This is a genomic window from Terriglobales bacterium (genome assembly GCA_035573675.1).
GTDB lineage: Bacteria > Acidobacteriota > Terriglobia > Terriglobales > Acidobacteriaceae > DATMAB01.
Window position 1 is genome coordinate 1 of the sequence record DATMAB010000017.1, and the last position, 26,126, is coordinate 26,126.

Annotated in this window: 22 protein-coding genes and 3 tRNA genes; 4 read left to right on the top strand and 21 right to left on the bottom strand. The window is 64.8% G+C overall.

Translation table 11 applies throughout. From position 1 onward, the window contains the following. From VNK82_07325 to VNK82_07425, 21 genes are all read right to left on the bottom strand, one after another. Positions 1-3,337: hypothetical protein (locus VNK82_07325; protein HXE90757.1), on the bottom strand; the 3,337-nt coding region annotated here is incomplete at its 3' end. Positions 3,338-3,402: 65 nt separating this feature from the next. Next, a complete protein-coding gene (locus VNK82_07330; GenBank protein HXE90758.1) occupies positions 3,403-4,230 on the bottom strand; it encodes a hypothetical protein in 828 nt (275 codons plus the stop codon). A 216-nt stretch (positions 4,231-4,446) separates the two neighbouring features. Beyond that, positions 4,447-5,196 carry a dienelactone hydrolase family protein gene (locus VNK82_07335; GenBank protein HXE90759.1) on the bottom strand — a complete coding sequence of 250 codons (750 nt, stop codon included), beginning with the start codon at positions 5,194-5,196 and terminating at the stop codon, positions 4,447-4,449. A gap of 345 nt (positions 5,197-5,541) precedes the next feature. Beyond that, positions 5,542-7,170, bottom strand: coding sequence for a SpoIIE family protein phosphatase (locus VNK82_07340; GenBank protein ID HXE90760.1), 1,629 nt, complete (start codon positions 7,168-7,170; stop codon positions 5,542-5,544). Positions 7,171-7,183: 13 nt separating this feature from the next. Beyond that, a complete protein-coding gene (locus tag VNK82_07345) occupies positions 7,184-9,133 on the bottom strand; it encodes a hypothetical protein (GenBank protein ID HXE90761.1) in 1,950 nt (649 codons plus the stop codon). Positions 9,134-9,144: 11 nt separating this feature from the next. Next, the gene (locus tag VNK82_07350) at positions 9,145-10,038 is read right to left on the bottom strand and encodes an ABC transporter ATP-binding protein (GenBank protein ID HXE90762.1); all 894 of its coding nucleotides are present in this window, start codon (positions 10,036-10,038) and stop codon (positions 9,145-9,147) included. A gap of 4 nt (positions 10,039-10,042) precedes the next feature. Then, the gene (locus VNK82_07355; protein HXE90763.1) at positions 10,043-10,447 is read right to left on the bottom strand and encodes a GntR family transcriptional regulator; all 405 of its coding nucleotides are present in this window, start codon (positions 10,445-10,447) and stop codon (positions 10,043-10,045) included. 147 nt (positions 10,448-10,594) lie between these two features. Continuing rightward, positions 10,595-10,669, bottom strand: a tRNA-Cys gene (locus tag VNK82_07360). Positions 10,670-10,790: 121 nt separating this feature from the next. Beyond that, a tRNA-Gly gene (locus VNK82_07365) sits at positions 10,791-10,865 on the bottom strand. 117 nt (positions 10,866-10,982) lie between these two features. Next, entirely contained in the window at positions 10,983-14,153 is a 3,171-nt protein-coding gene (locus VNK82_07370; protein HXE90764.1) for a CusA/CzcA family heavy metal efflux RND transporter, read from the bottom strand. Positions 14,154-14,163: 10 nt separating this feature from the next. Then, positions 14,164-15,741 carry an efflux RND transporter periplasmic adaptor subunit gene (locus tag VNK82_07375; GenBank protein HXE90765.1) on the bottom strand — a complete coding sequence of 526 codons (1,578 nt, stop codon included), beginning with the start codon at positions 15,739-15,741 and terminating at the stop codon, positions 14,164-14,166. Next, complete coding sequence (locus VNK82_07380) at positions 15,738-17,096, bottom strand: TolC family protein (protein ID HXE90766.1); 1,359 nt, start codon at positions 17,094-17,096, stop codon at positions 15,738-15,740. Before VNK82_07380 ends, VNK82_07375 begins: the two co-directional genes overlap by 4 nt. 69 nt (positions 17,097-17,165) lie before the next feature. After that, positions 17,166-17,540 carry a hypothetical protein gene (locus VNK82_07385; GenBank protein HXE90767.1) on the bottom strand — a complete coding sequence of 125 codons (375 nt, stop codon included), beginning with the start codon at positions 17,538-17,540 and terminating at the stop codon, positions 17,166-17,168. Positions 17,541-17,738: 198 nt separating this feature from the next. Beyond that, positions 17,739-18,026 (bottom strand): GYD domain-containing protein, encoded by a 288-nt coding sequence (locus tag VNK82_07390; GenBank protein ID HXE90768.1) that lies wholly within the window; start codon positions 18,024-18,026, stop codon positions 17,739-17,741. A 57-nt stretch (positions 18,027-18,083) separates the two neighbouring features. After that, the gene (locus tag VNK82_07395) at positions 18,084-18,851 is read right to left on the bottom strand and encodes a tryptophan 2,3-dioxygenase family protein (GenBank protein HXE90769.1); all 768 of its coding nucleotides are present in this window, start codon (positions 18,849-18,851) and stop codon (positions 18,084-18,086) included. A 39-nt stretch (positions 18,852-18,890) separates the two neighbouring features. After that, on the bottom strand, positions 18,891-20,549 hold the full coding sequence (locus VNK82_07400) for a SpoIIE family protein phosphatase (GenBank protein ID HXE90770.1): 1,659 nt from the start codon (positions 20,547-20,549) through the stop codon (positions 18,891-18,893). A 72-nt stretch (positions 20,550-20,621) separates the two neighbouring features. After that, positions 20,622-21,329, bottom strand: coding sequence for an ABC transporter ATP-binding protein (locus tag VNK82_07405; GenBank protein HXE90771.1), 708 nt, complete (start codon positions 21,327-21,329; stop codon positions 20,622-20,624). Positions 21,330-21,385: 56 nt separating this feature from the next. Beyond that, positions 21,386-21,796: a VOC family protein gene (locus VNK82_07410; protein ID HXE90772.1), complete on the bottom strand. Its 411-nt coding sequence runs from the start codon at positions 21,794-21,796 to the stop codon at positions 21,386-21,388. Positions 21,797-21,800: 4 nt separating this feature from the next. Further along, positions 21,801-22,226 carry a response regulator gene (locus tag VNK82_07415; GenBank protein HXE90773.1) on the bottom strand — a complete coding sequence of 142 codons (426 nt, stop codon included), beginning with the start codon at positions 22,224-22,226 and terminating at the stop codon, positions 21,801-21,803. A gap of 231 nt (positions 22,227-22,457) precedes the next feature. After that, complete coding sequence (locus VNK82_07420) at positions 22,458-22,694, bottom strand: PhzF family phenazine biosynthesis protein (GenBank protein HXE90774.1); 237 nt, start codon at positions 22,692-22,694, stop codon at positions 22,458-22,460. Next, the gene (locus VNK82_07425) at positions 22,691-23,335 is read right to left on the bottom strand and encodes a PhzF family phenazine biosynthesis protein (protein ID HXE90775.1); all 645 of its coding nucleotides are present in this window, start codon (positions 23,333-23,335) and stop codon (positions 22,691-22,693) included. Before VNK82_07425 ends, VNK82_07420 begins: the two co-directional genes overlap by 4 nt. Positions 23,336-23,586: 251 nt before the next feature. On the opposite strand from VNK82_07425, the gene VNK82_07430 reads away from it, so the two are divergent. From VNK82_07430 to VNK82_07445, 4 genes are all read left to right on the top strand, one after another. Next, positions 23,587-24,456 (top strand): sulfurtransferase, encoded by an 870-nt coding sequence (locus tag VNK82_07430; protein HXE90776.1) that lies wholly within the window; start codon positions 23,587-23,589, stop codon positions 24,454-24,456. Between the two features lie 156 nt (positions 24,457-24,612). Beyond that, positions 24,613-24,834: a hypothetical protein gene (locus VNK82_07435; GenBank protein ID HXE90777.1), complete on the top strand. Its 222-nt coding sequence runs from the start codon at positions 24,613-24,615 to the stop codon at positions 24,832-24,834. Positions 24,835-24,996: 162 nt separating this feature from the next. Continuing rightward, positions 24,997-25,094 (top strand) — tRNA-Sec (locus VNK82_07440). 89 nt (positions 25,095-25,183) lie between these two features. Continuing rightward, positions 25,184-26,122: a DUF4097 family beta strand repeat-containing protein gene (locus VNK82_07445; protein HXE90778.1), complete on the top strand. Its 939-nt coding sequence runs from the start codon at positions 25,184-25,186 to the stop codon at positions 26,120-26,122. Positions 26,123-26,126: the final 4 nt, after the last annotated feature.

Below are 26,126 nucleotides of genomic sequence, written 5' to 3' on the forward strand. Positions count from 1 at the left end.
CCCGGTTCAGCTCGTCATAGGTGAAGCGCTGGCCCCGGTTCAGATTGCGGTTGTTGTTGATGGAGGCCACGTTGCCGTTGTTCTTCACCCCCGCGCCCCAGTCCTGATCGAAATTGTACGTGAAGTCCATCACGTTGCCGATGCTGGCGTTGGCGCAGTCGGTGGGCGCCGTGCCGCTGCTCTTCACCGAGATGCGGCAAGGCTGCAAGCGGTTGTTGTAGTAGAAGGTCGAGACCAGACTGGCGCCGTTGGCGAGCGAGCGCAGCGCGCCGTGCGGCGCGTACAGCGCCCCGGTCGCGTAGTTGATGCCGTTGGCCGTATCCACCGCCGAAACCGTCCGCCCTGCGGCGCTGGGCGTGTAGGTGATGACCCGCCCGCTGGGATAGGTCAGAGTCTTCAACGACCCGTCGAAGTTGTAATCGTAGCCGATGGTCTTGGTGACGGCGCTGGAACCCATAATGGTGCGCTTCTCGGTCAGTGTTCTGCCCAGCGGGTCGTAACTCCACGACGTGGCCCCCGAGGCGTCGCACATGGCCGTGCGCCGGCCCTTGCCGTTCGCGATGGTCAGCGCAGGCGGAGCGGTAGTGCAGCCGGTGAGCGCCACCCCGTCATAGCCGTATTTCACGGTAGCCGTCGCACCGTCGTTGTAGGAATTCTGCGTCAGCCGGTGCAGCGCGTCGTAAGTGTAGGTCGTCGTAACTGTCAGCGTGCCCTGCTGGTTGGGCTTGGGAGCGACCTTGGTCAGGACGTTGCCATCGTTGTCGTAGGTGTAGGTGATGGTGCCGGACTCGGGGTTGGTGGCCGAGGTCAGCCGTGAAAGCGAGTCGTAGACAAACGTCCGCGGGCGCCAGTTGGCGTTGGGCGAAGCGCAGTTCGTAGGCTCGGCGTCAGTGCCAAGTTGCAGCACGCAGGCGAGGTTGTCGAGCGTGTCGTAGAAGTAGCGTGTCTTGTTGACCAGCGAACCGGAGGCGTTGGGCTCCCAGACACGGATCAGCCGCCCCAAAGCGTCGGTCTCGCTCTTGCGGACCTTCCCCGCCTGGTCGGTGACCGTGACCGTCGGCCCGGCATAAGTGGTAGTTACGTTGTTCGCTGTCGGCGAGCCGTCGGGCGGGATGACCTTGGTCACCCGGCCCAGGGCGTCGTACTGATATTCGGTGATGCCGTAGGTCGATTCGCCAGTTGAGCGATACGGGTTGCTCACGGTCTTTTTCCGGCCCACGTTGTCATAAGTGGTATCAACGTAGACCGTGCCCTCGGGATCGGAAGTCAGACGCGTCTGTTTAACGCGCCCCAGGCCGTCCACTTCCGCCTCGCTCACCAGGTTCATGGTCGAGGTGATCTTGGCGGTTGCGGTGACTTTGAACGGCGCGGAATTGGTGTACGCCCAAGTGGTCTGCCCGCTGTCCGGACGGTTCTCCTGTGTCTGCCGGAACATGTTGTCGTAGACAAAAGTCATGGTTTGGTTGTTCTCGTCGGTCGCGCTGGTTAGAAGGCCGGTGTTGAAGTCGTAGTTGCGCGAGACGATGTGTGTGGTTGAGCCGGTGGTCGGGTACTGAATCTGCGTGGGGTAGGCGCCGGCAAAGGCCGAAGAATAGGTGTAGGTCGTCGTGTGCAGCAGCGGGTCTTTAGCCTGATAGACCATGCCCGTGTCGAAGTAGGTAGTGGGGCTGGAGAGGTACGTTCCGCCGGGATTCAGCCAGCGCCGGACTGTCGTCAGGTTGCCTCGCGGCCCCGGCGGGCTGGCGTTGCGCTGGGTAGTGATGCCCGAGGGCTGCAGGCTGGATTCGTCGTACTTGTATTCTGTCCGGGCCTTCTGCTGGGTTTCCCCGGCGTCGGAGAAGACCGTGGTGGCCGATACCAGGTCGAGCAGGTTGGCGGTCTTGTAGGAAGTACCGGTCGCTTCGAAGGCTCGGTAGTCCGTCAGCGTTCTCCGAACGAATGGCCCCGGAGCCCCTTGGCCGAAGTCGTACTCCGATCTGCGGATGACATTCCCGTAGCTGCCGGTGTAGAAGATGCCAGGGTCGTTCTGGTCGTACCACGAGAAGCCGAGACCATGGTCGATGTCATAGGTGTTCACGACCTTGCTGACCTTGCCATCCTCCAACGTGGTCTTGATCGCGGTTGGCATCCCTCCGGCATAGCTCGACGGGGCCGGGGCGACATAGGTGGTTTCTACGGTCCTGAGGACAACTCCACTCGCCCGTGAACCCTGGAAATACTGGGTGCGGGTCACGAGCGGCGCGCAGTTCAGAGCACCGATCGTGTGTGCGGTATCGTTCCCATCCGGATCAGTCACCACGTTCACATCGTCTCCACCTATTGCAGATCCCCAGGTGTAGGACCAGGTCTTGGCGCCCGACCCGTCGTTGGCGTTGAGTGTGCGCGATAGCACGACCCGGCTTTTCGGTGTCGCGGGCTCCACGCAGGAACTAAAGCTCGCGTTGCCCCAGCTATAGGTGATGGTGCCGCCTGTCGGCAGCGTGATGCTGGTGAGGTCTCCGTAGGTGTTGTAGTTAAAGAGCCACTTGGTCAGGTCCGGTAACACTACAGCCCACAGCAACCTTGGAGAGGCGGTTCCTTCCTGGACGCCGGAGGCCCCGAAGCTGGTCTGGAGCGAAAAGCTCTTGAAGCAGAATTTGAGGGTTGCAGTACCGCCAGAGGGGGCGGGCAGGTTCCACAACTCCGCATCCAAAGTTCCTGATGGACAGTTCGTCAGGTTCGTGGTTGATACTCGGGCAGGAATGACCCGTCCGAGCGTGTCTGTATAGCTCGAACCAGTTGTGATCTTGTTGCCGTTGGGGTCCTCAGCACTGCTGGGGTTGGCGTACTTCGTAAAGGAGCCGGAGAATCCGTTGAGGAGGTAACGCACGCCGTTGCGGTCGATGGCGACCTGGGGCGAAGAACCGGCTTCATAGCGGATGCCCGTTCCATCTAGCGACAGATAAGTGCTCGAAGATATGGTGTTGAGCTCGTGCTCGGCGCCGTCAGGGGATACAGCGGAGTGATGATTGAAGGTGATGGGATTGCCTGAACCATCGTCGAAGACCTCAACCACCCACTTGATTCGTAGGTGCTGATCCTTGACAACAGTTGGCCCGCTTCCCCGCCATGTCCATTTGAGGTAGCCGTTCTCTGGCGGAATGGGATAGAACTTCACTTCCCAGCTCTTGTTGTTGTAGACGATCTGAAAGTCGAGCGTCAGATTCTGACCGCGCTGCGGATACGAGACGAGCGGAATATGCAGCACCAAGTTGCCGCTTGTCAGGCTCACGGAGTCGATATCGCCACCCTGATACTGGCCGTAGGGCTTAAGCCCTTGTTCCAGGTTGGCTTCCATCTGAGCGCTGGAGCGCAATGTGCAGAGCAGGAGAATGACCGCTAGGCACCGCAAGGAAGGGCAATTCACTGCCCACCTCCCGTTGGTGCCTCGAACTCCGTTGGACTTAGCCCCGTGTTGAATGAGAAGGTATCCAGAACCATCAACGCCTGGGGCTGTTCGCCAAACCAAGTCACGATCTGAAACGGGACCACGATTCCAGAGACGACCCGAAAGTCCGAAAGCTCCATCGCCGCAACTTGCCAACCCGTTCCGTCCGGACTTGGAACCTGAATTTCGACACGTAGCGGAAGGCCCATGCCTGCATCCAGAAACCAGTCCTGCTGTGTCGCCTCCGCCAGCACGGGCTCCGCCGAGGCTAGATACGTCCGCACCACAACCGCAGGCCTTCCGTTGACCGTTCCCGGTCCCAGCACGCGCAACGAATACCGGGTATCCGCCAGCCGGTTGTACAAGGCCACACCGGCCAGATGTGGCGCTACGTGATTGAGCGTGGTCTGGCCCCGCAGTCGTTCTGTCCTACCGCCATGTGCTAACGCGGGGCGACCACGCCCGCTAACGACGACCTGTGGACCATCAGGCCGCGGATTCTCGTAGCGGAATTCCCGGCCTGCATCCTTCCAGACGAAGCTGCCGCTGCCGAGCCCGCTCCCGTCCGCCGCCTGCATGCGGCCAACTGCTACGCAGTCTCGAACCTGACTCAGCGCGATCCTCCCGCCCGTAGCTGCAACCGCGGCCTCCAGCGCTGCAAGTGCCGCAGGATCACGAGCGGGCTCCGTCACCTTGGTTGGCTCCGTCGCAGTGGCGGCCGAGTCGGGCTCAGTGCCTGTGTCTTGCGCAAGAGCGCTTGAGATACTCACGGCAAACAGAACCGCAGCGAACAGGCGACGCATCTCTACCTCCGGACCCAGAGATTCGTTCGGGTGAAGCGTGCGAACCTACCACGGTTCAGCAGGGCGTAAGCTGGAGGCGTGATTTTTGTTCCGGAATCGGAACATTCGATTGGCTGGGCGAAGAAAGGGCGAAGCGTCGGGTTATGCTCTACTGCCCGGTGCCCCATGTCTGCGCCACGCCTTTTTGGCGCAGACGTGGGGAAAGAGGCCGTGAAGTCACATCGCCTTCAGCAGCTCCAGCCAGCGCTTCCAGGCGTCTTCGCGGGCCTTGCGATTTTCCGGAGTGGCGTCAGGAGCTTCGCCCGCGCGCATGAAGCCGTGGCCTGCGCCCGCGTAGGTCACCGCTTCGAACTTCTTTCCGGCGGCTTTCATCGCGGCCTCGGTTGCAGGCAGCGCAGCGTTGATGCGGGCGTCGTTCTCGGCGTAGAAGCCGTGGACCGGCGCGCGGATGGCGTCCACTTTCTCCGGACCCGGCCCGTAGAAGACGAACGCCGCCGTCAGGTCCGGTCGGAACGTGGCGAAACGGAACGACTTGCCTCCGCCCCAGCAGAATCCGGCCACCGCCACCTTGCCGCTGGCCGCGGGCAGCTTCTGGACGTAGTCGGTCACGGCGTTCAGGTCGGCGATGACCGCCGCCGGATCCAGCGCTCGGATCGCCTCCCGCACCGCGTTCACGTCCGCAAAGTCACTGGTCTTGCCGCCGTTCGGGCCCTTGCCGCTCAGCAGATCGGGCGCGATGGCGATGTATCCCGCCGCGGCCAGTTGGTCGGCCACGCTGCGCACCCAGTCCGTCAGGCCCATGATCTCGTGGATCACCACTACGGCCGGTGCTTTCTGCCTGACCTCGGGATACACCACGAACGCGTGGATCACGCGCGTGCCGTCCTTGATGGCCACCCACTCCTGGTGCCGTGGCGACTTCTCCAGCGCTTGCTTCGCCCAATCTTGCGCCGACGCTGCGGCCATCGGTGTGAGAGACACCTCCGCATGCTGTGACGGTGCAGGCAGTGCCCAAAGTGCAACCAGAATGAGGGGGATGGCTCGCGCCACTTGAACGCCACGGCTCGGAACTCTGGGAAGGGAACTGGATGCGCGGGTGAGAATCGAACTCACGTATAAAGGTTTTGCCGACTTGTGCGGGTTCTCTATCTCCTTGACCCGTCTTGCTTGTACCCTCCCTCCAACTGGGCCATTTTACCCGGTGTTCGGTGAGGTCCTTGCTCAAATCTTGCTCAAGTTCCTGGGAGCCCCGGGAAGATCCTTCGTGAATTCCAACCCGGCCTGTCTGGGCGGAGACGTTAGTTACAAGGCTCACGTTTGCCCCGAGGGTCCTCCCTTGACCACCACCGTCAGCAAGGTCGCGTCGTCGGCGAAGTCGGCGCCGCAGAAATGCGTCACGGCCTGCATGATGGAGTCGCGCAAGGCGGGTGCGGTGACGTCCGCGCTAGCAGTCATGGCGGTAAAGAGGCGCTCGTCGCCGAATTCCTCGCCGTCGCCGCCTTCGGCTTCCACCAGGCCGTCGGTAAAGATCAACAGCCGGTCGCCCGCGCGCAGCTCGAGGGCATCCTGCTCGAACTCGGCTTGCGCCAATAGGCCGAGAACGGGGCCGCCGGTTGCCAACTTGCGGCAGGCGCCGTCGCGCGAGACCACCAGCGGCGGATTGTGCCCGGCGTTGGTGTAGGTCAGGCGTCGCTCGGCGGGGTCGAGCACGGCGTAGAAAAACGTCACGAATCTCTCGGCGCTGCTGGCGCAAATCGCCCGATTCACGCGGCTACACAGCTCCCGCGGCGAGGGCGTCATGGTCGCGTACGCCCTGGTGGCGGCCTGGACGTTGGCCATCAGCAGCGCAGCCGGCGCGCCTTTGCCGGCAACGTCGGCCACAATCAGCGCCAGCTGCGTCTCGTTGAGCCAGAACACGTCGTAGTAATCGCCGCCTACAGTACGCGCCGGTTGCCATGCGCCGGCAATCGAAAAGCCCGGCGGCTGCGGCGTCTCACGGGGCAGCAACGCGCGTTGAATGTCGAACGCGTACTCCGACTCCCGACGCTCGTTGCGCAGCCGGAACTGGTTGGCTGCGCTCGTCACCTGCTCGGCCGCCGCCCTCAGAAATTCCCAATCTTCCGCATCGTAGGTTCCGCCGGCGGGCTTGGCCTCCAGGTGCAGTACGCCCAGCACTTCATCCTGCGAAAACAGCGGCATCAGGAAGTGATTGCCCGCCGCCACGGGTTCACGCGCCGAGCGCAGCGCCGGAAACGCATTCACCAGCGCCAGCACCTCGCCGTGATCGCGGATGAGTATGGGCCGCACGCCGACGATGCTCTCCGACGTCTCGATAACTTTTTCGAGGAAGGCGTCCAGGCTGGGCGGCGACCAGGACTCGGCTTTCAGCGTCTCCAGCGCGCGCGGCACGTTATGGCGCTTGCGGAAGACCCTGCGCTCCACCGCCCGTTGCAAACGATTGCGCAGCGGCAGAAACACCGCCGCAAGGAACAGCGCCGTCCCCAGAGCCACCACTTCGCCGCGCAGCAGCCCGGCCCGCACGAGCAGCGCACCGAAGAGGCCCACGAGCCCAAAGTACAGCGCCGCCGCCAGCAAGCTGAGCAGCGCGTAGGTGACCGTGGTGCGGATCGCACGCCGGGCGCGGCGTTGGCTACTGGCGCCGGCGTCGGCCGCGCGTGCCACTTCCTTCCGCAGCGGCCGATGAGGCTCCTTAAGGCGGTAGCCGGTGTCCGGAAGCAGCTCGATGATGCCCAGGTTTTCCAGTTCGGCGTACGCCTTGGCCACGCTGTTGCGGCCGACGCGCAGCTCCTCCGCCAGCGGACCGATAGCCGGCAACGACTCCCCGGGATGCAGCGCTCCCGACGCAGCCGCCGTCTTGATCTGCGCTAGCAGTTGCGCATAGACCGGCTGGCCGGACTTGTAATCAACTCGCAAGAGCATATTGCCTTTGCGTCTAGTCGCACATGGCCCCCAGGGTGCCGTACCGGGCGTCCCCCACCGGGGTGAATCTCATGGAGCAATTGTGTCCGCCGCCGGCCATGCGGATCACCGCGGAATAGGGCACCGCCGTCCTGCCCGGGGCGCCCGGGAGGAATTGCCAGTAGCACCACCACCCGCAACCGAGCGCCGTGTTGGTGTTCGCCGCAAACGGTTCCGGCACCGCGATGATGCTGGCGTCCCCCAGCCAGCGCCGCGTCTGGTCGGAGAGCGGCGCAACCCTGGCCAAGTCATTCACCGTGAGCTGTTGGGGAGCCGCTGCGGGACGGGTGTTCGCAGAATGTAGGATCTCGATGGCGACGTGCGTCTCGCGCAGGATTGCGTCCTCCTGACGCACAGCCTCAATCGAGAACGCCATGAACAGCGACCCGGCAAAGGCTCCCGCCAGGTTGAGGGCAAGCAGTGGCGTCGCACAGCGAACCACGTGCAGCTTGGTATCGTCCCCCTCGGCGCGAAACAGCCGACGACTCTGCATCAACCCCAGGGCAAACAGGGGCACCAAGGCCAGAGCGAGCAGCCCGGCCGGCGTAAGGCTGCTCCAGATGTACGCAAAGACACGGTTCAGGGTAATCGGATCGAGCTTGGCCACCGCGCCTTCTACCAACCCGCCATGCGAACCGATGAAGTCTGCGAGCCACGCGCCGGCCTCGCCCGCGAACAGGACCCCGATGACCACTGGAGCCAGCCAGAGCGTTGCCCGAACCGCACCTTTCACCGCGCACGCGCACCAGAAGGCGGTGAACGTACTGAGCGCAACTTCCAGCGGCCAGGTCCACAGGAGCTCGTGATGCACGTACAGCCAGGGCGAGCCGCGCAGCCAGCCGCCCACGAGCAGCACGCTCATGGGTAGGGCGAACGCACACATCACGCTGGTGAAGGCCGCTGTCCCCAGCTTCACCAGCCACTGCACCGAGATGGAAACCGGCAACGTCATGTGCCAGGAGTGCGTGCCCCAGCTCTTGTCTTCGCCCAACGAAAGCACGCCAGCCAGGACGGCGATCAGGAAGCTGAAAATCACAGTCAGGCCGAAGACCACCTCGGCCCTCCAGGATTGTCGGCCCGGACCGAGCGGCATCAGGCGAAAAGCCACAACGAAAATCCAGGCGACCACCGATAACAGACTGAGCATCCAGAGAGTGCGCAGCAAGCGAAGCTCGCGCCGCACCAGATTGGCGAGCGGTTGTGTGGGGCGGCAGCGGAACCAAGCCGCGACAAACTCGGGCACCAAGTGTGCGCCCGGCACGAATGCCTCACCCGCCTGCATGCCTTCCACTGCCTGGAAGCGCACCAGCATGCGCCGGCCCAGCCAGATCATGGCGGCGACGTAGGCCACCACCACGACTGCGACCGCCCACCAGAACGCCTGTGGGAACGGGCCGTACTTCTCGGACAACGCCCAGCCGGCCTGCACGGCCCCCTGAGGGAAGCACATCAGCGCCAAAGCGCCCAAAGTGGAGCGGGCCAATAACGTGGCAGGTATAGCGCTGGCAGTAATGACCACGATCCAGACTGCGGCCATGACTGCGAACGGCCGCCCGAAGCGCATATCGAACACCAGCACATAAATCATTGCGGGCGGCGCCACCGCAGCGATGGTAACTAGGAATTTTTGCCGCCACAGCTCGTGCCGCTCCACCGGCTGGGCCAGGCGCAGCGCCAGTGTGCGGTACTGAAATTCGGCGCCCAGCGTCAACGCCGCCAGCAGTGCAGTGCCAAGAAAGGCGCCGGCCTCTACCAGAATCAACTCCCAATCCATCCGCCGCCACAGTGCGCCTCTGATTTGCACGGCCAGGAAAGTGCTCGCCCACGGAGACGCTAGGAACAACAGTCCGGGCAGCATCACCATTGCCCACGGCCACGCCAGTTGGCGCGCTTCCTTGGCAACTTGCACAGACCTCGGTTTCATTCGCGCCCTCCCTACGCCTTAAGCGTGGTCACGAAGATCTCTTCCAGCGTCAGGCATTCGCGGCTGACTGCCTCCGGCTGGTGCTGCTGCAAGATCTGTTCAATATCATGGGCGGCGCCATCGGCGATGACCTCCAATTCGCGCCCGTTGCGCCGCACCCGCATCGCGCCCTTCAGCTCCAGTTGTGGCGCCGCCTGCGCGAAGCGGGCGCGAATCCTCTGGTAGCGCTCGCGCGCCGCGTCAGCTTCCAGCGTCAGCACCGCCCGGCCGGCGTCCACCAGGGTGAATTCGTCGATCAGGCCTTCGAACTCCGTGATCAGGTGGGTGGAGACAAAGATGGTGCGGTTACCCGGGTCACCCTCCTGATAGGCGCCGATCACCGTCTCGATGAATTCGCGGCGCACGATTGGGTCCAGGCCCGAGGTCGGCTCATCCAGCACCAGCAGGTCCGTCTCCGGGCAGACGGCCGCGATCAGCGCTACCTGCGTACGCTGGCCCTTGGAGAGATCGCCCGTCCGCTGCCCCGCGTCCAGCCGGAACCGCTCCAGTAGCTCCTGCTCCGTTTTCCGGTTCCACTGTTCGCGGAAGCTGGCCAGGTAGTCGAGCGTCTCGCTAACTGTCATCCAGGGATAAAACGCCACCTGGTCCGGCACATAGGCAAGGCGACGCTTCACCGCCACTTCGTGCTTGGCCGGGTCCATGCCGAACACGCGCACCTGCCCGCTCTGCGGACGCAACAGGTTCAGCAGGCACTTCATGGTGGTGGTCTTGCCCGCGCCGTTACGTCCGAACAGGCCATAACAGCGGCCCGGCAGCACGGTCAGGCTCAGGTTGCGCACCGCCTCGGCGCGCCCGTAGGCATACGTAAGGTCCTGGATTTCGATGGCGGGAATGGAGTCGTTCATCGCCTCAGCCCTCCTGATTGGCGCGCCGCTTGTCCTCTAGGGCCGCCATTCTTTCATGGATCAGTTCCAGGAACTCATCGCGCGGCACCTGCAAGTGGTGCGCTTGCACGATGGCCTGGTCAATCTCCTCCATCAGCAGCCTGCGCCGCACCTCCTTGCGCAGGGACGCGTGGTTTTCCTTCAAGAAGCAGCCTCGGCCCGGCCGCGTTTCTACCACTCCCAGGTTCTCCAGTTCGGAATAGGCCTTGGCGATGGTGTTGCGGTTCACCCGCAGTTCCTCGGCCAGCGGCCGGATAGAAGGCAGGGCCTCACCGGCTTGCAAGGCACCTGAGGCGGCTGCGGCCTTGATCTGGTCCACCAATTGCAAATAAATCGGCTTGCCCGACTTGTAATTGATCTGGAATATCATCGGCGGCCTACTGTCATAGGACAGTATGACAGTTGCCTGCGCATGTCAAGAGAAATTTTCGGCGCTCTTGGGGATGGGTGGTTGGGCGCGGGCGAAAGCTCGAGGGCGCGGGTGGATTGTGGACGTTCTCGAACTATTGGGAGGGCTTGGAGGCGCGGGTGAGAATCGAACTCACGTATAAAGGTTTTGCAGACCTCTCCCTTACCACTTGGGTACCGCGCCTTTTGGGAAAGAACAAGGCCGGAGGCTCGAAACCCTCGCCGGTGGCGAGGGCCGTGACACTCGCAGCCACTAGCTCAGAGCCGGCCAGGCCTGCGAGAGCCCCGCCGCCAAAAACCGAATCTGGAGCGGGAGACGGGATTTGAACCCGCGACTTCGACCTTGGCAAGGTCGCACTCTACCGCTGAGTTACTCCCGCTCGCTGTTGCAATTTTACCTCGGGGGCGGCTTCTAGCCAACCGGGGAAGGTGGGCAGCGTGCGCCCGTGATCCTCGGCGCGAGGCGTATGGGCAGTCATTATCTGTTCCTCGCTTTCTTAACCCGTCACCATGGGCGGCAGGCCAGCGCTCTCCGACGGCTGAGTCCGAGGCGGCCCGGAGGGCGCGGCGAGTTCGCGTTCGCGCAGCCAGGTGAAGATGACCGGGGTGACGATGAGCACGTGCAGGAGCGAACTCACCATGCCGCCGAGGACGGGTGCAGCCAGCGGCTTCATGACTTCGGCGCCGGTGCGCGTGGACCACAGAATGGGCAGCAGGCCGGCGACGACGGTAGCGACGGTCATCACTTTGGGACGCAGCCGCAGCAAGGCGCCTTCCATCACGCTTTCGTGCAAGGCCTCGCGGGTCAAGGCGCCCTGGGCGGCGATGCGGCGCTTCACGGCCTCCTCGAGGTAGATGACCATGACCACGCCCGTCTGCACGGCGGTGCCGAACAGGGCGATGAAGCCCACCCAGACGGCGACGGAGAAGTTGTAGCCCAGCAGCTTCACCAGGAAGACGCCGCCGCTCAGGGCAAAGGGCACGGCCAGCATGACGTGCAGAGCTTCCTTCCAGGAGCGGTAGATCATGTAGAGCAGAACGGAGATGACCAGCAGCACGCCGGGGATGACGAGCTGCAGGCGGCGGCGGGCGCGCAACTGGTTCTCATACTGGCCGCTCCACTCGATGAAGTAGCCGGGAGGCAGCTTGACTCTTTCGGCCACGACGCGACGCGCCTCCTCGACGAACGTGCCCACGTCGCGACCACGGACGTTGAGCAGAACGGAACCGCGCAGCAGGCCGTTCTCGCTGGAGATCATGGATGGGCCCATGACGGTGCGGATCCGCGCCAGTTGCCCCAGCGGGATCTGCGTGCCCATGCGGGCGGAGACTAGGACGCTGCGCAGCTCCTCGATGTCTTCACGGAAATCGCGTGCATAACGTACCCGCACGGGGAAGCGCTGGCGGCCCTCGATGGTGACGGTGAGGTTCTTGCCGCCGATGGCGGTCTCGATGACGTCCTGCACGTCGCCCACGTTGATGCCGTAACGGGCGGCGGCCTGGCGGTCGATCTCGATCTCCAGATAGGGCGCGCCGGTGATGCGCTCGGCGTACAGGTCGACGGCGCCACGAACGGTGCGCAACGCCGCCTCGATCTCGCGCGAGGTGCGCTCAATGGTCTCCAGGTCGGCGCCGAACACCTTGACGCCTACCTGGGTGCGAATGCCGGTGGAGAGCATGTCGATGCGGTTGCGAATGGGCTGGGTCCAGATATTGGTAACGCCCGGCATGCGGGTCCTCTCGTCCAGGCGGCGCAGGATGTCATCCTTGGTCGTGCCCGCCGGCCACTGGTCTTTGGGCTTCAGCGTGACGATGGTTTCGGTCATGTTGATGGGAGCGGGATCGGTGGACGTCTCGGCGCGGCCGATCTTTCCGACGGCCATCTCGACGGCAGGATCTTCGGAGATGATGCGCGTCTGCTGGCGCAGGATTTCGGCGGCCTTGGTGAGAGAGATGCCGGGATCGGCGATGGGCATGAACAAGGCGCTCTCCTCGTCGAGCGGCGGCATGAACTCGGAGCCGATGGAGGTGGTGGCCAGCAAGGCAGAGGCGAAGATGGCGGCGGCGACGGCAAGCGTGGCCAGGCGATGCGTCAATGCCCAGCGCAGCACGGGGCGGTACACCGCCTGGAGCCGGTGCATCACAGGGTTCTGCTCCTCGGGGTGCAGGCGGCCGCGGATGAGAAGCGTGCACAACACCGGCACCAGCGTGACCGCCAGGATGGTGGAGCCCACCATGGCGAAAGTCTTGGTGAAGGCCAGGGGATGGAACATCTTGCCTTCCATGCCGGTGAGGGCGAAGACGGGCACGAAGGCCAGGATGATGATGGCCATGGAGAAGAAGATGGGGCGGCCCACGAGCCTGGCGGCAGCGAGCGTAATCTCCATGATGTGCGGGACGTAGTCACCATGTTCTTCAGAGAAGCGTTGGGCGTGGCGGATGACGTTCTCGGTCATGACGATGCCGGCGTCCACGAGCACGCCGATGGCGATAGCGATGCCGCCCAGCGACATGATGTTCGAAGAGATACCGACGTAGTGCATCAGCAGGAACGAAGTCAGCACGGCCAGCGGCAGCGGCAGGGTGACGATGAGGATGCTGCGGAAATGCCAGAGGAAAACCACGTGCGCGAGGGTGACGAGGATGATCTCCTCGATGAGCGCCCAACGCAGCGTATCCACGGTGCGCCGGATGAGGCTGCTGCGGTCATAAAAGGGCACGATGCGCACGCCTTCGGGCAAGCCGGGCTCGATGGCGCGGATCTTCTGCTTTACTGCGTCGATCGCCTCCTGGGCGTTGGCGCCGTAGCGAATGACGACCACGCCGCCGACCGCTTCCCGGCCGCCTTTATCGAGCACGCCGCGGCGGAACTCCGGGCCGAGCTGAACAGAGGCCAGGTTGCGCACGTAAACAGGAGTGCCGTTGGCTGAGGCCACGACGATGTTCTCGATATCGTCGGTGGAGCGGATCAGGCCCAGGCCGCGGACGACCAGCTCCATGTCGTTCGACTCCACTACCTTGGCGCCGACGTTGTTGTTGCTGCGCTGGACGGCCTCGAAGAGAGTGCTGATGGGGACGTTGTAGGCGCGCAAGCGGATGGGATCGACGTCGATCTGGTACTGGCGCACGAAGCCGCCGACCGAGGCCACTTCCGCCACGCCGGGCACGGCGTTGAGCTGGTAACGCACGAACCAATCCTGAATGGAACGGAGCGTGCCAAGGTCGTAGGGTCCTTCGACGGTGTACCAGAACACCTGGCCGACACCGGTGGCGTCCGGGCCGAGTGTCGGCACCACGCCCTGGGGCAGGAAGCCGGCGGCGAGGTTCAGGCGCTCGAGGACGCGCGTGCGGGCGAAGTACACGTCCACGTCATCGCGGAAGATGATGTTGATCATGGAAAAGCCGAAGGCGGAGGAGGAGCGCACGGTGCGCACACCCGCCAGCCCCTGCAGGTTGACGGTGAGCGGGTAGGTGATCTGGTCCTCGACCTCCTGCGGGCTGCGGCCGGGCCAATCGGTGAACACAATCACCTGGTTTTCACTCAGGTCTGGAATGGCATCGATGGGCGTGCGAAGCAGGGCCCAGTAGCCCCAGACCGCGAGCGCAGCGTAGGCCAGGATCACCAGCAGGCGGTTGCGCAGGGAAGCTTCAATCAGCCAGTTGATCATCGCGGCCTCCTTAGATAGCGTCCACGCGTGTGCGGTAGGCGGCCAGGCGCTCGGTGCCGCGCCGGGCCTGGACGGTCACGTTCCAGGAACCGGCCGACGGCAAGCGGATGCTGCCCGAGTAGGCGGAGCCATCCCACTTCAGGTCGGCTCCGGCACGCATCTCGCCCATGCCCATCTCGGGCATGGCAGGCATCCAGAACTCGACGCGTACGGATGCGTCCGTTGCAGGCTTGCCGGCGGCGTCAAGCACCTGCACCCGAACCGTGTTTTCCTGGGAGCCGCGGGGAGGAGAAGGGTCCACCTGGAAAGTGATCTTCCAGGCCTTGGCTTCTCCCTTGGCCGGGGGCTGGAACTCCTTGGAGCCCCCGAACATCCCCGACAAGCCTCCGGCGAGGCGGGTCTGGGAATCAATGAGGAAGCCGCCGCGGGCCACGACACGCTCGCCCTCATTCAGGCCGGCAAGCACGGGGAAGTAGTCGCCGGCCGCGGGGCCCAGTTCGAGCTGGCGGCCTTCGAAGACACCTTCGCCCTTGGCCACGTAGGCGACCTTGCGCATGCCGGTATCGAGCACGGCCGAGCGCGGCACGGCAAGCACGCTGCGGGCGGCCGCCCCGCGCAGCATGGCCATGACGTACATGCCGGGACGCAGTCGCAGCGCCGGGTTGCGTACCTCGATGCGCACCGCCACGGTGCGCGTCTGCGGGTTCACCATGGGCTCGACAAAACCGACGCGGCCGCGAAGCGTTTCGCCGGGAAGGGCCTCGGAGGTGATCTCCGCCGCCTGTCCCGGGCGAACGCGCGGCATGTCGGCCTCGTAGACATCGGCCTTGACCCACACTGTGCTGAGATCGCTGAGCGTGTAGAGCACGTCGCCCTCGCGGACATACTGGCCTTCGGTGACGCGCCGCTCGGTCACAATGCCGCTGACGGGCGCATGGAGCGTGATGTGGAGGGAGGGCTGCTCCGATTTTTCGATGGAGCGGATCTGCTCTGGCGTCAGACCCCAGAGCTCGAGGCGTCGCCGGCTGGCAGCAACGAGCTCCCGCGCTTGCTCAACGGCCTGCGGTGCGGCCGCGCCCATCCGCTCCAGGTTCTCGAGGGCCAGCCTGTACTCCTCGGCGCTGGAGACGACTTCGGGGCTGTAGATCTCGGCGATCGGCTGGCCGCGGCGGACACTCTCGCCGGTGAAGTCCAGGTGCAGCTTGTCGATGCGGCCGCCGACGCGCGCGCTGATGGTGGCCAAACGAGTCTCGGCCTCCTCGATGCGGCCGACGGCGGTCACGGCCTGCTCGAGGATGCGCCGGCGCACCTCGACCGTTTCCACGCCAATCGAGGCGAGCTCTTCCGGAGTCAGCTCAAGCATGCCGACCGGACCGGGCGCTGGCTTTTCATTCTTCGCAGCGGGAGCGTTCGCGGTGGCGGCAGTTTCGGCCGCATGCGCGCCGTGCGCGGACATGGAGCCGGTTGGCGCCGGTTCAGCCGGAGCGGGCGTTGTCGAATCGCGCCACAAGGCCAGAAAGGCTCCGGCAGCCAAGACGCCGCCCAGCACCGTTCCGGCAAACAGGAATCTCGTTTCACGCGCAGTCATGGGTTCACCTCCGGCTCGGACTCAGCGACACGGGCGCTCGTGCCGCGGGGCAGCGGCGCGCCCACGGCTCGCTCCAGGTCGGCGATGCGGGCTTCGAACTCGGCCAGCGCGCGGAAGTAGGAGACCTCCACATCGATGGTGGTGTTCTGGCCGTCGAGCAGGTTGAGGAAGTCTGTGCGGTCGGTCTCGTAGGCGGCGGCCGTGGCCTGGAGCACGGCGCGCGCCTGCGGCCGCAGGGTGTCGCGGTAGAGCCGGACAAGTTTTTCGGCGGAGCGCGCTCGAACCAGGGCTTCCTGGATCTCGCGGAAGACTGTGACCCGCCGGCTTTCGTACTCCGTCTCCTGCAAGCTCAGTTCGGCCTGCGCGGTGGCGATCTCGGCATCATGTTTGCGGCGGTTGAGCCAGGGCAGGTTGATGGAGAGTTCCGCCATGTACGAGTTGCGGAAGCGGGAGCCATCCGGTTGGAGCATGTATCCGGCGGAGAGGTTGTAGTCCGGGGAATAGGCTTTATCGGCCAGCCTGCGTGCTGCCTGGCTGCGCTGAACAGCGGCGCGCGCGGCCACCAGCTCCGGCCGGCGTTCGAGGGCCCGCCGTTGCAGTTCGGCAACGGAGGGAAGCCCGGCGAGCGGCGCGTAGGAGCCCGCGACCTCGAGCGGAGCCGCCGGGTCGCGGCCGAGCAGCGCGTTCAGCCGGACGCGGGCGAGGGAGCCCTCCTGCTCGAGCATCACCAGGTGGTCCACCAGGCGGGTGAGAGCAATCTGCGCCTTGAGGACGTCCTGCTGAGGCACACGTCCGACCACGTACTTGATGCGGGCCGACTCGATGCCCTGCCGTGCCAGCGCCACCTGCTGGTCGTGCAGACGCAACTGGTCCGCATTAAGGAGCAGTTCGTAGAAGGCCTTGCGGACTTCGGCCGCGACTGCGCGCCGGACTGCTTCGAGCTCGGCGCGGGCGACTTCAACGTCGCGGGAGGCCACCTGAGAGCGCAGGTCGCGCTTGCCGGGCCCGGGCAAGGTGCGCCCGAGCATGAACATGTTCTGCGCCTGGTTGAAGTCCCACGGACGCTCGAGCGGGACGCCCCAGCCGCGATACATGAACCAGGGGTCGTCGAGCGCGCCGGCAGCGGGCTGGCGCGCCTCCAGCACAGCCACGCGACGGGCCGCGGCCCGGACCTCGGGATTGTTGACGAGCGCCGCCGCTTCCAGCTCCTCGAGCGTCATAGGCCGAGCTGCGGGCTGGCGCTCCGCATGCGGCTGCGGCAGCAGGGCCGCCACCGGGGCATAGGGGTCATCCGCCTGGGCGCGACACAAGGCGGTAGCCGCGAGCAGGTACACAAGGACACGGATCGCTTTCATTTCTCCCTCCGACAAAGACCAACGGTCGTGGAGACACACGCGTGCGTCTCCGGGAAAAACGAGAGCGGGCTAGATCCTCAGGACGGTGATGGAGCCGGGCGGCGACTCAGGCGGCGCGTGGATAGAGGAAAAGATGTCGTGCGCCGCAGCGGGGAACATCCGGGGCGTGACCGCGGCAGCAGCCACGGGGCTGGCCAACTCCAGCGGAGGAGGCACCGTGAACGACTTGGCCGGCGCGAAGACAACCGTATTGGACTTCGCGGTGGTCCGGCAGCAGGAGTGCGTCTCCGGCATGCTGCTCTCACCGCAATCGGCAGGCATGACGCGGCAGCATTCCTGCTCGGCGGCGGTCAGTTCCGCGAGCGGAAACAAGCAGGCGGCAACCGCGGCCGGCGCCAGGCTCAGCGCCAGGGAAAGAACCGCGGCTTTGCGCAACCAATGCATGTTCGAGATTCTACAACGCTCGCGCATGGCTATGGATGTGACGTACGTCACGGGCAAAGGTCAGCTCCTGGGTTCGCGTGAGGGCGCGAAGGCGAGGCCGGGTAATCTCGTAACGCCAAGAAAAAGAAACCACTTGCAGGGTCTTGTGGCTCACCAAGCCAAGCCGACAAGACATCAGCAGCAGGGTTCGTCGACTACCTACAGCATGCCCAGGAACTCTTTCCAGGGCGTAGCCAACAGGGTCTCGGTGGTGGAGTGGCCGTAGGCGCGGATGATCATGGCCGCCTTCTCGATCTGCCGGGGATCATCGGCTTCGACCACGTCCACGACGTCGAAGCGGCCGAGAGTGGCATAGCTGGCCTTCCAGCTCACGCCCTTGCAGTCCTTCCGGATTTTTGACGAGACTGCATCGGCCAGCTTCCTGAAATCCTTGGGCTCGCGGAACGCTTCCGGAGAAAAACGGCTGAGGATGACATAGGTGGCCATAGCACACCTCCCGGAAAACCATTATTCTCCGCCGCGAACCAGCGGGAAACAAGCGGGTCAGTAGCGGGGCGCTTCGCCGTGGCCGGAGGTTTCCTTCTGGCGTTCGGCATTGACGCGGGCGGTGATCTCGTTGCGCACGTCCCAGAGCGGCTTGAAGAAGATGTGCTCCATGCGCTGGCGGAGAACTTCGACGGGCGTGCCCATGGTGCCGATGACGCCGCCGCCAATGATGCGCTGGGCGAGCTTCAAGTGGTGATAGCGGAAGAGCTGGACGCGCTCGTCGAAATCGAGCATGCATTCAGCGACCTCGTGCAGGCCGAAGAACTCGGCGTGCCGTTTGTAAAGCTGCTCGACCGAGAGCCCGAGGCGGTCGAGTTCGGCGAAGAACGCCTCGCCCAGGCGCGGCCCGATGTGCAGCAGCGCGGAGAAGCCGGGCGAATCCAGCCCGCTGCCGTGTCCCAGGCCGGCGCGGATCACCTGGTACTCGTAAGGCGTGATGGTCTCCAGGATGTGGAGCTGGCCGACGGGGAAATCGAGGATGAAGTTGGCGCGGCGCATCAGGCGGGCGGCATTGCCGTAGTCGCCCTGCGCGAGAGCCTGCCGGGCGCGCTCCATCTCCCAGGCCACGGCCTTCAGCAGGAGCTCGGAGCTCTGGTGCGTCACCTGGAAAGTGAGTTCGTCGGGATGCAGCATGTCCGACGCCGGCTTCTGCAGAGCCAGGAGTTCGTCCGTGCGCAGGTAGCGTTCGTAGTCGGAAGCGCCTTGGCCGGGCAGGATGGGCTTGCGCAGGTCCTCGGCGTCGGTGGGCTTGGAAGGCTGGGCCATGGGCGTTCTCAGGTGCGACGGATTCGGCGGGGCGGCCGGCTACGCACGATAGATCAGCTCGACGACCGTGCAGTCGTCGCCCAGAGGCGTCTCGCGACAGAATTCGCGGATGGAGGAGAAGAGGTTGTCGAATGCGTTCTCGCTGGCGGCAGCGCGCTCCAGGCGCTCATCGCCGAAGAATTCGCCCTGGCTGTTCTCAGCTTCCGTGACTCCATCGGTGACCAGGACGAGACGGTCGCCGGGCGCGAGCTTGCGCTGCCCGGCTTGATAGGACGCTTCGTGCAGCAGGCCCACCGGCAGATTAGACTCTTCGATGCGCGCGACACTGCCGTTGGAAACCAGCACCGGCGGAACGTGTCCACAATTCACAAACTCCAGCTCGCCGGACGGACTGAGACGGGCGACGAAAACGGTGGCGTACTTTTCGCCGATCGACTTTTCGCACAGAAAACGGTTGGCGCCGGTGACGATCTCGTGCAGCGGCACGCCGGCCACGGCCTGAGCGTAGATCATGCCCTGAAGAATGGAAGCCAGGATGGCGGCCGAGACGCCTTTGCCGCAGACGTCGGTGATGACCACGGTCAGTCCGTCTTTGGTCATCACCACGTCGAAGAAGTCGCCGCCGATATCGCGGCAGGGAAGATTGCGCGCGTTCAGGCTGGCGAACGGGACCTCCGGGATGGTGACCGACATCAGCCGCTGCTGGATGGCGGCGGCGATGGCCATCTCCTGTTGCAGGCGGCGGGCCTGCTCCTCGGCGGCGGCCAGGTTGGCGTTCTCCACCAGCGACGCGGCTTCGGTCGCGATCGCGCCCAGAATGTCCTGGCTGACGTTGGAGATGTCCTTGGAGGTGAAGCGGCTGTCCATGTAAAGGACGCCGAGAGTGGTCGCGTCGCCGCCGGCCTGCTGCTGCATGGAGCCGCGCCGCAAGGGGATACAGATGACAGTGCGCAGGTCGTAGGCCACGATGCTCTGGCGGCCGGCCAGCGCGCTGTTCTTGGTGGTATCGGTCACCAGGAAGGAGGAAGCTGAATGGGCGGCCTCCTCGACGATGGAGTGCGAGATGGTGCTGTCATCCACCAGCGTCTGGCCCTTGGCGTTGCGGCCCGCGGCCAGCTTCAGCGAACCGTCGGGCTGGCGCAGGAAGACGTAGCCGCGCTCGGCGCCGGTGACGCGCAACGTGGTCTCGATGAGCGTGATCAGCACTTCTTCCAGCACGCCCGAGGTGTTGAGCTTGCGAGCGGCGTTGAGGAAGAGCGTGAGCTTTTCCAGGTCGCTGGCGTCGGCGCGCACCTGCAAGCCGTGGATCTGGCTCAGGAACTCGCGGGCGGTGGAGGCCTGCGTGCCGGCGGGATTGAAGAGCACGAACGCGCCGTCGCGCATGCCGAACTCGATGCGGTCGTCGGGCATGAGCTTGCGGCGCTCCACGCGCTGGCCGTTGACGAAGGTGCCGTGCTTGGAGCCGACGTCGACTACGAAGAAGTCGCCGCCCTCGGCGATGATCTCGGCGTGGTCGCGGGAAACGCGCGCGTCCGCGATGACCAGGTTCTTATCCGTCTTGCGGCCCACGGTGAACGGAGTGTGATCGAGCGTGATCTGCCGCTGCTCGCCGCCCTGCACGAACACCAGCACGGGGAACGCGCCGGAGCGGCCGGAAGGCGTAGGCGTGGGCGTCAGAATGGGCGCAGCCGAAGACATGGTCCCCGAAAACCTCGACAGGAAGAAAATCCTACACCGAAGCGCCCTGGGACGCCAGCCGCCCCCGGGCCGCTAGTGGTGGGTCCACTGCGGATCCTCGTCCGGGGTGACGAGGTGGCCGTCGCGCATGTGCAGGATGCGGTCGCCGATGGTGGCGGCTTCCGGGTTGTGGGTGATCATCAGCACCGTCTGGCCCAGCTCCTGGTTGGACTGCCGCAGCAGCTTGAGGACGATATCGGAGTTGCGGGAGTCGAGGTTGCCGGTGGGCTCGTCGGCCAGCACGATGGCCGGCTTGTTGATGAGCGCGCGGGCCAGCGCGATGCGCTGCTGCTCGCCGCCGCTCAGTTCTGAAGGCCGGTGCTGCATGCGGCCCTCCACGCCCAGCATCTTCACCACTCTATCGAAATGCTCCCGGTCGGCCGAGCCGTTGGTGCGTCCGGCGATATCCTGCGCGATAGTGATGTTCGAGCGCGCGTCCAGCGTGGGCAGCAGGTTGAACTTCTGGAAGACAAAGCCGATCTTGTGCTTGCGCGCCTGCGTGAGCTCGGCGTCGGAAAGCCGGCTGAAGTCGTCGCCGTCGATCAGGACCCGGCCGGAGGTGGCCCGCGTGAGTCCGCCGAGGATATAGAACAGCGTGGATTTGCCGCTGCCCGACGGTCCTACGATGCTGACAAACTCCCCTTTCTGGATGCTGAGGGAGATGCCGGTGAGCGCCGGGACCTCCACCTTGCCTACGCGATAGACCTTGGTTACCTGCTCGGCCTGGATGATGGGCGCCATCGCAATCGTTGATGATACACGACCCTCACGGGCAGCTTCATCCGGAACGGGGGACTCTACGTTTTCGCGCCGATACGCTTCTCCCAGGCTTCTTGTTCCGATGCTCCCCAGTGGCCGACAAAGATGGTGTAGCCATCGGGGTCGGCGATGGTGATCTCGCCGCTGGGCATGTACGGTGGGTGCTTGATTGGCGGTACTCTAACTCCGATGGCCAGCAAGTGTTCGCGCAGTCCAGCCAGGTCGGGGGTATACATGTAGAGGAACACGGCTTGCGCGGAAGGATCCACCTCCTCTTCGGCTCTCAGGAACATCACCGCACCGCCCTCACAATGCACGCGCGCCCACCCCAGCGGGTCGCAGCGGTCGGTATCTACAGTCACGAATCCCAGAAGCCCGTAGAAACGGATCGACCTCTCGATCTCCGCGACGTGGAGCAGGGGAGTGGAATAACCGACTTTCGGCGGCATGGGATCAGGCGACGCCGATCCGCGCCGCGCCCGGCGCCGCTTGCGACGCCGGAATGCGCCGCGGGCCGCGTTTGCGCGCCAGCAGGTGCCGGATGCGCTCCAGCACCTCGGCCGGCGAGTACGCGCCTTTGGGCAGAAACACATCGGCGCAGGTCTCGCGCTCGTAGATGCGCACGCGATTGGAGAACAGGATGGCGGGAGTGTGCGGCGATTGCGCCTTGATCTGCTCAATCAGCCGGGCGCCGTCGGTATCGGTGAGCGTCAGATCGGCCAGCACCAGGTCCACGCCCCCCGCCTGAAAGAGCGGCAGCGCGGCGGCAGCGTTGGTGGCGGTCTGTACCCGGTAGCCGTGGGTTTCCAGGATGACTTTGCGGATCGAAAGGGCCTGTTCGTTGCTGTCCACACAGAGAATGGTTTTCTTGCCTTTCATGTCGCCTCGTATATTCCGCGACCGGGACGCGGGCGCCGCGCGGCTGTCCCGTGCGCTTCCCGGTTCGGATTTTTTCTTATCTCGGGCTGGCGAGAAAAAGCGTCGCGAATCCTACGGGAGCGGGCGGCCAGTGTAAAGTGCCGCGGGCGTCAGTAGCACCAAAGTGCTATTCCGGGCGAGCCCTGCCGGTGTTCTCCCGCGTCATTGCTCGCGTTGCAGGGCTGGTTGCGGTCACCACGTCACTTCACCACGCAGCACTTCCACAGTGTTTCCACCGACGCGCACGTTGACCACACGGTCACCTTGGCGGCCGGCGCGCACATGGATGCGGCTGAGCCGGTGCACGTGGCGGCCCTGCTCGATGAGGACCGACTCGTCGGGCTGGGCGACGCCGCTGGCCACCATCCACGCGGCCGCGCAGCCCGCCGCCGAACCGGTAGCCGGGTCTTCGCCGTTGGAGAAGATCATGCGGGCCTCCAGACGCGCCTGGGGTTGCGAACGTCCCGGCTGACGAAATACAGAAACTTGGCGTCGGTCTTCTCCAGGTATTCCGCCGCACGGTGCAGATCGAAATGCATGCCCTCCAGGGCCGCGCGCGAACGCACCGGCACGATGGCGAAGATCAGGCCCGTCGAGACCGTCTGGATGGGGAGGGAAGCGTCGAGGTCATCCACGGCCAGTCCGGCCACGTGGGCGATGGGCTCGCGGGGATGCAGCATGCCGAACACCGGGTCGTTCTGACGCATTTCACCGAACACGCCGTCTTCGCCGGAGCGGAAGGTGACCGGGATGGTGCCGGCGTTCACTTCCAGGCGCACTTCGGCCGCGCCCGACTGCCGGTGCAGATAGTACGCCGTGCCCAGCGTAGGATGGCCGGCGAAAGGAAGCTCTTCCTCCGGGGTGAAGATGCGCATGCGCACGCCGCGCTCGCGCTCGATCGCCGGGTCGCGCGGCAGAAGGAAGGTTGTTTCCGAGAGGTTCATCTCCCGCGCCAGGGCCTGCATTTCGCCATCGGAGAGGCCGCGCCCGTCGGGAAAGACGGCCAGCGGGTTGCCTTCCAGCGGGGTCGAGGTGAAAACGTCAAACTGCACGAACGGATATCGGCGCACACTGCCTCCCGGGTTTGACAGTGGTTTTTGGCCGCGCATATTCTAGGGGCCGGATGCGGAACCTGCCAGTGCTTCGCGGCCGCTGTTGTTGCTGTTGATGGCGTCCCGTCCTTCGGTTCGCCCCTGCTCTCGAGGCTTCCCGCGCGCGTTTGCGGAGTCCTTGTTGCCGGTCCCCGCATCTGGTAGGGAATCACGGTCCGGAGAACGCCGGGCCGAAGCAACGTCCATCTCGAGATTGGAGGAGTTTCCCCATGGCTGACTATGCGCATCCCGAGGTCCTGGTGAGCACCGACTGGGTGGCCCAGCACAGCAAGGATCCTAAAGTTGCAATCGTGGAAGTGGACGTGGATACCAACGCCTACAACGAGGGCCACGTGCCCGGCGCGATCGCCTGGGCGTGGAACACGCAACTGTGCGACACCGTGCGCCGCGACATCCTTTCCAAGGAAGCGTTCGAAGAACTGATGGCCACTTCCGGCATCGGCAACGACACCACCGTCATCCTCTACGGCGACAACAACAACTGGTTCGCCGCCTGGGCGCTGTGGCAGGCCAAGATCTACGGTCACAAGGACGTCCGGCTGATGAACGGCGGCCGCAAGAAGTGGCTGGCCGAAGGGCGCGAGCTTTCCACCGACGTCCCCACCAAGGCCGCGCGCACGCAATACAAGGCCTCGGCTCCCGACCTTTCCCTGCGCGCCTTCCTGCCGCAGGTGCAGGAAGCCCAGGCCAAGAGGACTGCGGCGCTGGTGGACGTGCGCAGCCCGCAGGAGTTCACCGGCGAGATCCTGGCTCCGCCGGGACTGCCGGAAACCTGCCAGCGCGGCGGCCACATCCCCGGCGCGCGCAGCATCCCCTGGGGCAAGGCCTGCAACGAGGATGGTACCTTCAAGTCCGCGGACGAACTCAAAGCGCTGTACGGCGCCGAAGGCATCGACGGCTCCAAGCCCGTGATCGCCTACTGCCGCATCGGCGAGCGCTCCAGCCACACCTGGTTCGTGCTCAAGTACCTGCTCGGCTACAAGAATGTCGTCAACTATGACGGCTCCTGGACCGAGTGGGGCAACCTGGTGGGCGCGCCCGTCGAGAAAGGTCCGGCCACGGCCAGCAAGGCGGCGTGAGCTGCTGAGGTTGTGTAGCCTTGGTCGCGGTGGCTCATCCTTCCTCGCGCCGTCATCCCGAGCGAGGGAGGGCTCCCGGCCGTTTTCACCAGGCCGGGAAACCCGAGTCGAGGGCCCTTGGGTTGCGTGTGCATGAGGGAACTGGAGCGTGACGCGATGAAACCGACCGATTACTCCGAGCGCAAGATTGAACTGCACGGCTGGCCGGTCAACCTGACCTCGTACCGCCTGGGCGACGTCTATTATTGCAAGGCGGACAACGTCTCGCCCGGGGCGCAGATTGCCCGCGCCCAGGGCGCGAGCAAGCAGGAGGCCGAGGAGAAAGCGCTGGCCAAGGCCAGGGAGCGCCTGGCCGCCACAAGGCGCAACAAGGTGTGAGATTTTGCTGACGACTGGCCACGGGCCACTGGTTTACCGCGGAAGCGCATGGGGTGGAAGGGCACGACTTCAGTCGTGCCGCACTCCTCCCGCAAATGGACTAGGGGCTTTAGCCCCTTAATGTTGACTGATCGCTGATAGCTGAGTGCTCAGCGCTACAACGGAAGCGCATGGGGTCCGGTGATCCTCCCGGTCTTCAAAACCGGCGGGAGGCGGGTCAACCCGTCTCCGGTGCGTTCGACTCGCACTCGCTTCCGCCATACTCTTTCCCGGTGCCACCCTCTCCATTGGTACAACCCCGCGCACTGCGCCCGGTTCTAAGCTGACGCGCCCCCCTGAGGAGGCCTGTGTGTCTCGACACCTGCTGATTTGCCTGCTGCTGGCCTCCAGCTTCACGGCCTGGGCCGCCCCGCGTCGCAAGACCTACCCCATGAATGTCTCGGCACGAGGCGCGCAGACCATCGTGTTCGACGTGGAGGAAGGCGACTTCGTCCTGCGCGGCGACCCGGCGGCGACGGAAGTCCGCATGAACGTCTCCATCGACCGCACCTGGATCTTCAAGCTGGGCGAGGAAGGCATCCTGAAGCGGCTGATCAAGATTTCGGGCGAAGGCACGCCGGAGCTGACGATTCGCACCGACATCCCGCGAGCCATCTCCAATTGGGGCCGCGCGCAGTACCCGATCGATTTCGAAGTGGTCGTGCCCGCAGACACGCTCCTGATCCTGCGCGACACTTCCGGCGTGATCGAGGTCTCCGGAATGGGGCGCGGAGTCGAGATCAACGACGGTAGTGGAACGTTAACCGTACGTGGCATCGGCGGCCCGCTCCAGGTGCGCAAGGAATCCGGCGACGTCGTGATCGAGGAGGTTGCGGGCAAGTCCACCATCGAAAGCCGCTCCGGGCAGATGAAACTCCGCCGCCTGGGCGAAGTGAGCGTGGCCGGCTCGGACGGAAATATTGACCTGGCTCAGGCGGCCAGCGCCGGCATCCATAACCGCGGTGGCAACCTTAATGTCGCGCACGTCCGCGGCGACCTGGAGATTGACGACGATTCCGGCGAGATCGTGGTCACCGACGTCGGTGGTCGGGTTGTGCTGCGCGATCAGTCCGGGCAGATCCGCGTGACCCGCGCCGGCCAGGTCGAGATCTCGGATACCTCCGGTGACGTCACGGTGGCGAACGCGGCGGGATTGCGGGTGCTGTCCAAAGAATCCGGCGAGGTCAAAGTCCGCAATATCGGTGGGGCCGTCGAGGTCGCCGCCGGCGTCAAGCTCAAGCAGGAGTAGCGGG

What these genes read in the sequence shown, in the direction of transcription:
- VNK82_07345 (HXE90761.1), bottom strand. Translation starts at nt 9,133, where the DNA reads ATGAAACCGAGGTCTGTGCAAGTTGCCAAGGAAGCGCGCCAACTGGCG.
- VNK82_07390 (HXE90768.1), bottom strand. Translation starts at nt 18,026, where the DNA reads ATGGCCACCTATGTCATCCTCAGCCGTTTTTCTCCGGAAGCGTTCCGC.
- VNK82_07430 (HXE90776.1), top strand. Translation starts at nt 23,587, where the DNA reads ATGGCTGACTATGCGCATCCCGAGGTCCTGGTGAGCACCGACTGGGTG.
- VNK82_07400 (HXE90770.1), bottom strand. Translation starts at nt 20,549, where the DNA reads ATGTCTTCGGCTGCGCCCATTCTGACGCCCACGCCTACGCCTTCCGGC.
- VNK82_07335 (HXE90759.1), bottom strand. Translation starts at nt 5,196, where the DNA reads ATGGCCGCAGCGTCGGCGCAAGATTGGGCGAAGCAAGCGCTGGAGAAG.
- VNK82_07420 (HXE90774.1), bottom strand. Translation starts at nt 22,694, where the DNA reads ATGATCTTCTCCAACGGCGAAGACCCGGCTACCGGTTCGGCGGCGGGC.
- VNK82_07370 (HXE90764.1), bottom strand. Translation starts at nt 14,153, where the DNA reads ATGATCAACTGGCTGATTGAAGCTTCCCTGCGCAACCGCCTGCTGGTG.
- VNK82_07415 (HXE90773.1), bottom strand. Translation starts at nt 22,226, where the DNA reads ATGAAAGGCAAGAAAACCATTCTCTGTGTGGACAGCAACGAACAGGCC.
- VNK82_07410 (HXE90772.1), bottom strand. Translation starts at nt 21,796, where the DNA reads ATGCCGCCGAAAGTCGGTTATTCCACTCCCCTGCTCCACGTCGCGGAG.
- VNK82_07405 (HXE90771.1), bottom strand. Translation starts at nt 21,329, where the DNA reads ATGGCGCCCATCATCCAGGCCGAGCAGGTAACCAAGGTCTATCGCGTA.
- VNK82_07355 (HXE90763.1), bottom strand. Translation starts at nt 10,447, where the DNA reads ATGATATTCCAGATCAATTACAAGTCGGGCAAGCCGATTTATTTGCAA.
- VNK82_07340 (HXE90760.1), bottom strand. Translation starts at nt 7,170, where the DNA reads ATGCTCTTGCGAGTTGATTACAAGTCCGGCCAGCCGGTCTATGCGCAA.
- VNK82_07350 (HXE90762.1), bottom strand. Translation starts at nt 10,038, where the DNA reads ATGAACGACTCCATTCCCGCCATCGAAATCCAGGACCTTACGTATGCC.
- VNK82_07380 (HXE90766.1), bottom strand. Translation starts at nt 17,096, where the DNA reads ATGAAAGCGATCCGTGTCCTTGTGTACCTGCTCGCGGCTACCGCCTTG.
- VNK82_07385 (HXE90767.1), bottom strand. Translation starts at nt 17,540, where the DNA reads ATGCATTGGTTGCGCAAAGCCGCGGTTCTTTCCCTGGCGCTGAGCCTG.
- VNK82_07435 (HXE90777.1), top strand. Translation starts at nt 24,613, where the DNA reads ATGAAACCGACCGATTACTCCGAGCGCAAGATTGAACTGCACGGCTGG.
- VNK82_07395 (HXE90769.1), bottom strand. Translation starts at nt 18,851, where the DNA reads ATGGCCCAGCCTTCCAAGCCCACCGACGCCGAGGACCTGCGCAAGCCC.
- VNK82_07375 (HXE90765.1), bottom strand. Translation starts at nt 15,741, where the DNA reads ATGACTGCGCGTGAAACGAGATTCCTGTTTGCCGGAACGGTGCTGGGC.
- VNK82_07330 (HXE90758.1), bottom strand. Translation starts at nt 4,230, where the DNA reads ATGCGTCGCCTGTTCGCTGCGGTTCTGTTTGCCGTGAGTATCTCAAGC.